We start from the raw sequence: 619 nt of genomic DNA, 5'->3' as shown, positions 1-619 counted from the left end.
TTTAATTATTAACTTTATGAAGAAAATATACATAAGTGCTTTATTAGCTTTGTTAGGGCTTGCGGAATCATCAGCGCAACAAGATCCACATTACACCCAGTATATGTACAACCAAAGTGTGATTAACCCGGCTTATGCTGGATCACGCGAAGGTTTGTCATTAGGACTTTTACATCGTGAGCAATGGTCAGGATTGGAAGGAGCACCAAAGACGACCACTTTTTTCGGAAACGGACGAGTTGGAAAGAAGGTTGGATTGGGATTATCGGTAATATCGGATAAAATAGGACCTGTATCGGAGAATAATATTTATGCAGATTTCTCTTATACCCTAAAATTACAACCGGGTCACAATTTAGCTTTAGGATTAAAAGCAGGTATGACCATGCAACAATCTGATTTTTTTAGTGAGATCAATGGATTTGTACCAGATGCAAATGATCCAGCTTTCGCTGAAAATACAAGTCAAAGTTTTTTCAATGTAGGGGCAGGAGCATTTTATTATACAGATAAATATTATGTAGGATTCAGTGTACCCAACTTTTTACAAAATACTTATGTAGAAAAGAACAACCGTAAATTCGGAAGTGATGTAATGCACATGTTTTTGACAGGAGGT

The 619-nt window shown here is 36.7% G+C and carries 1 protein-coding gene; it reads left to right on the top strand.

Annotation, left to right across the window (positions count from 1 at the left end; translation table 11 throughout):
* Window positions 1-16: 16 nt before the first annotated feature.
* The coding region (locus EG240_RS15415; protein WP_148096359.1) for a PorP/SprF family type IX secretion system membrane protein at window positions 17-619 on the top strand (603 nt) is incomplete at its 3' end.

Origin of the sequence: Paenimyroides tangerinum (assembly GCF_003865405.1) — a bacterium.
GTDB classification, from domain to species: Bacteria; Bacteroidota; Bacteroidia; order Flavobacteriales; family Flavobacteriaceae; genus Flavobacterium; species Flavobacterium tangerinum.
Note: the sequence above shows the minus strand (reverse complement) of the source record. Positions and strands in the feature narration are given on the sequence as shown.